The sequence below is a fragment of the Lentzea sp. NPDC006480 genome (assembly GCF_040611995.1).
In the GTDB taxonomy this organism is placed as follows: Bacteria; Actinomycetota; Actinomycetes; order Mycobacteriales; family Pseudonocardiaceae; genus Lentzea.
In genome coordinates this window covers 1-3,637 of the sequence record NZ_JBEXPJ010000315.1, presented here as the reverse complement: position 1 = coordinate 3,637, position 3,637 = coordinate 1, and the positions used below count along the sequence as shown (strand labels likewise).

General features: G+C 70.3%; 5 protein-coding genes and 1 pseudogene. 2 read left to right on the top strand and 4 right to left on the bottom strand.

Annotation, left to right across the window (positions count from 1 at the left end; translation table 11 throughout):
• Window positions 1–355, top strand: a pseudogene (locus ABZX92_RS45430) (NADP-dependent oxidoreductase); the annotation flags it as partial.
• Here ABZX92_RS45430 and ABZX92_RS45425 read toward each other — a convergent pair.
• From ABZX92_RS45425 to ABZX92_RS45410, 4 genes are all read right to left on the bottom strand, one after another.
• Window positions 352–768, bottom strand: a complete 417-nt coding sequence (locus ABZX92_RS45425) for a nucleoside deaminase (RefSeq protein ID WP_355572318.1) — start codon at window positions 766–768, stop codon at window positions 352–354. The pseudogene ABZX92_RS45430 and the gene ABZX92_RS45425 sit on opposite strands and share 4 nt — an antisense overlap.
• On the bottom strand, window positions 765–1,592 hold the full coding sequence (locus ABZX92_RS45420) for an LLM class flavin-dependent oxidoreductase (protein ID WP_355572317.1): 828 nt from the start codon (window positions 1,590–1,592) through the stop codon (window positions 765–767). Before ABZX92_RS45420 ends, ABZX92_RS45425 begins: the two co-directional genes overlap by 4 nt.
• A gap of 143 nt (window positions 1,593–1,735) precedes the next feature.
• On the bottom strand, window positions 1,736–1,921 hold the full coding sequence (locus ABZX92_RS45415; protein ID WP_045312646.1) for a LuxR C-terminal-related transcriptional regulator: 186 nt from the start codon (window positions 1,919–1,921) through the stop codon (window positions 1,736–1,738).
• A 140-nt stretch (window positions 1,922–2,061) separates the two neighbouring features.
• Entirely contained in the window at window positions 2,062–2,607 is a 546-nt protein-coding gene (locus ABZX92_RS45410; protein WP_355572314.1) for a M15 family metallopeptidase, read from the bottom strand.
• A 100-nt stretch (window positions 2,608–2,707) separates the two neighbouring features.
• On the opposite strand from ABZX92_RS45410, the gene ABZX92_RS45405 reads away from it, so the two are divergent.
• A complete protein-coding gene (locus tag ABZX92_RS45405; RefSeq protein WP_355572313.1) occupies window positions 2,708–3,505 on the top strand; it encodes a hypothetical protein in 798 nt (265 codons plus the stop codon).
• The last annotated feature ends 132 nt before the right edge of the window (window positions 3,506–3,637 follow it).

Sequence of the window (3,637 nt, the reverse complement as noted above, 5' to 3'; positions counted from 1 at the left end):
CATCGACGTCTACCTGGACAACGTCGGCGGTGATCACCTCGCGGCGGCGATCTCCTCGTTGCGTCCACACGGGAGGGTCGCCTGGTCGGGCGCGATCGCCCAGTACAGCTCAGCTCCCCCGGCGGCGCCTCACAACCTGGCCGAGGTGATGTTCAAGACCCTGCGCGTGGAGGGTTTCCTGGTCCGCGAGCACCTGGACGCACGCTCGCGGTTCGAGCGCTTTCTGGTGCCGCACATCCAGAACGGCTCCGTGACCGTTGACGAGACCGTTGTGGACGGTTTCGCCAACGTCGTCCCGGCGTTCCTCGGTGTGCTGCGCGGCGACAACACGGGCAAGATGCTCGTGCGGCTCTAGGGGTAGTAGCCCTCGACCGGCACCTTCGCCTCGTCGTAGAGGTGCGGTCCGTCGGTGGGCACGTCGGTGAACCCGCCCGTGGTCTTCAGCCCGTTGAGCTGGCTGGTCGCGAGCGCGAACACCACGTGCCCGATCCCCGACCGCGCCAACGCTCCCCCGCACATGCCGCACGGCTCGCAGCTCGTGTACATCGTGGTGCCGGCGGCGGTGTCCGCGTCGAGGTTCTGCGCGGCCCACCTCGCCAGCTTGAGCTCGGGGTGGGCCGTGATGTCGTTGTCCGTCAAGCAGGAGTTGCGCTCCTCGGCGAGCACCGTTCCGTCCGGCCCGGCCAGCAACGACCCGAACGGCGGGTTACCGCTCTCCCGCGCCTCGCCCGCCAGCTCGATCGCCCGCCGCAGGTGTGCCTCGTTCACCGGAACTCCTTCCGCACCGCGGCCAGCGCATGCCAGGCGACTTCCGGATGCCGCGTCTCCTCCGGATCGCCTTCGAACGGGTCGAGCACCACGGCGTGGGCACCGTCTTCTCGCAACTGCCGCAAATCGGCGACGACCTGCTCGATCGTGCCCTCGCCGAGCCTGCGGTTCTCCGGCGCCTGGTCGGTGAGCTTCAGGATGATGCGCGGCGCCAGCTGCGGCATCCGCCGGTCCTCCTCGGCGACTCGTGCTTTCAGCCTGTGCAACGACTCCCGCCACGCCTGCGGCGTCTGCCGCAGCGGGTGCCAGGCGTCCGCGAGCCGAGCCACGCGCCGCAGCGCCCCCTCGCTGTGCCCACCGACCCAGATCGGCACATGCCCCGCCCGACAGCCCTCGTCCACCCACGCCTCGCGCACCGTCGTGATCAGCTCGTCGGCGAGCTTTCCCCTGCGCTCGAACGGAACCCCGAGCGCGTCGAACTCCTGCCGCGCCCACCCGACCCCGACGCCGAGGACGAACCGCCCGCCGCTGAGGTCGTGGAGGTTCGCCGCCATCCGCGCCACCAGCAACGGATGCCGGTACGCCGCGATCAGCACGGTGGTGCCGAGGGTGACCCGCTCGGTGACCCCGGCGAGCCACGCCAGCGTGGTGAACGGCTCGTAGAACGGCAGCGGGTACTGCTCGGCCACGTCCGGCGTGACCACCACGTGGTCCGACATCATCAGCAGGTCGAACCCCAGGCCCTCCACCGTGCGCGCCCAGTCGCGCAGCACGGCCGGACTGGTGCCGGGGCCGAAGTTCGGGACGTTCACGCCGATCAACACGCCACCAGGCTATGTCGCCGAGCCCCCGAACGTGTCCAACTGGCGCGGGCCGGCTCTGCTCCCCCGTGGCAGAGCCGACCCGGCTGATCGGCGCCCCCAGCTCTCCGACCCACGTCAAGCTTCGCGGGGCGGCGGGCGCGTCGCTATTGGCGGTTCCGCCAGAACGCCACCGCCGCGCCCACCCTGGACGCGACGCCGAGCTTGTGGATGATCTGGCTGACGTGGGCGCGAACGGTGCGTTCGCTGATCCCCAGCCTGGTCGCGATCTGGCGGTCGGTCCGGTCCTCGGCGAGCTCTCGCAGGACTTCGTACTCACGCGGACTGAGCATGCGCGCACTCTCCTTCGCACGGCGAAGAAGGAACGCCTGGACCTCCACGGCGCAACGGGGAGGCGAACCTCTCCCGGTCACCGAAGCAGGAGCAGACGACCCTGTGGTCCACTCCAGTGTGTCAGGTTCCGCGCGGCCCGTCAGTCCGTCTCGCCGACCGGCTGGGGGCACTGGCCGCCAGGCGTCGTCAGCAGCTCGAAGTGCCACATCTCGTTGGCGTACTTCTGACACAGCCCGTAGTCCGCGCCGTGCTGGATCAGCCAGTCGTCGGCGTTGGTCGGGCCGATGTCGATCGCCTTGCCCGTGACGTGGTTCGACCTGTCCGGCGGCTGCACCCACTTCCGCGCTTCCTTCTCGCTGGCGTACCGCGTGACGGCCTCGTCGAACAGCCGCTGCTGGTACTCCTTGCTGCGCCAGCCCGACGTCACCCGCAGCTCGATGTTGCGCGTCCTGGCATCCTTCGCGGCCTCGCGCATCGCCTTGAGCAACGCCGGGTCGAGGTTCGCGATGGCGGCGTGCTCGTCGTCGTCCAACGAGATGCTGCCGTTCTCCGGGATGCTGCCGTCGCCCTGGACACGCACCTGCGACGTGCTCGCCGGACCGGGCACGGGGTCCGGCTCGGGCGCGGTCGAGCACGCCGCTGTCGCGAGGACGAGCACTGCGAGGATTCCACGGATCGCTGCCACGGGTTCGAGCCTGCAGCGGCGATGTCCCCGGCTCGCGCGCGGAATGTGCGCGTTCTGCAACGAGATGTCGACAACGGTGGTTACAGGCGAGAATCACGGCGTGAAGAACCTCGACCGGCTGCTGGTGTCCGGAAGCACCGCGTCCGCCGTGACCGATCTGGTGATCCCGGCACTGCTGCTGCGCGCGCCCCACGCGACGTGGACCGAGCTCGTCCACATCTACGTGCCCACCAGCCCCACCGTCGCGTTCAGCGGCCGGGACCTGCGCTCGCCCGGCATCACCAAGGCCACCGAGATCGCCCGAGCCGCCGGGTTCGAGACCGTCGTGCGCTCGCCAGGCGGCCGGATGGTGGCCTACGACAGCGGCGCCGTCGTGATCGACCACCTGGACCGCACCACCGGCATCCGGCACGCGGGCAGCGCGACCTTCGCCGCCAACGCCTCGGCCCACGCGCGCGTCCTACGTGGACTCGGCGACGTCGACGCCCGCGTCGGCGAGGTGGACGGCGAGTACTGCCCCGGCGAGTACAGCATCAATGTGGGCGGGGTGGCCAAGGTCGTGGGCTCGGCGCAGCGCGTCACGTCGACCGGCTCGCTGTTCAGCACGGTCGTCCAGGTCGCCGTCTCGGACCCCGTCCGGGCCGTGATCGCGGACGTGTCGGACGCGCTCGGCTACGAACTGCGCCTCAGCAGCATCGCGGGCCTGGCCGACTACGCGCCCTCACTCGTCGCTGACGAGGTCGCCCGCGCGTTCTTGAAGGACTACCGCGACCGGCTCGGCCTGACCGACGGACCGCTGCCCGGCGAGGTGGCCGCACACGCCTTCACGGTCACGCCTGACAAGTGGCCGTTCCACGTCGACGACTGGACGCGGGCTCATCCCGTGCCAAGCGCCTGAGCGGTCCCGGGTTGGGACAGCACGATCTCAGCGTCCGGGTGCCGGCCAGAATGGGCCTCGACCTCGTCCTGGAGCTCGGCGTCATGCACAGGCTGTCCCGGCCAACGTCCATGAACGGCGCATTCATCCACC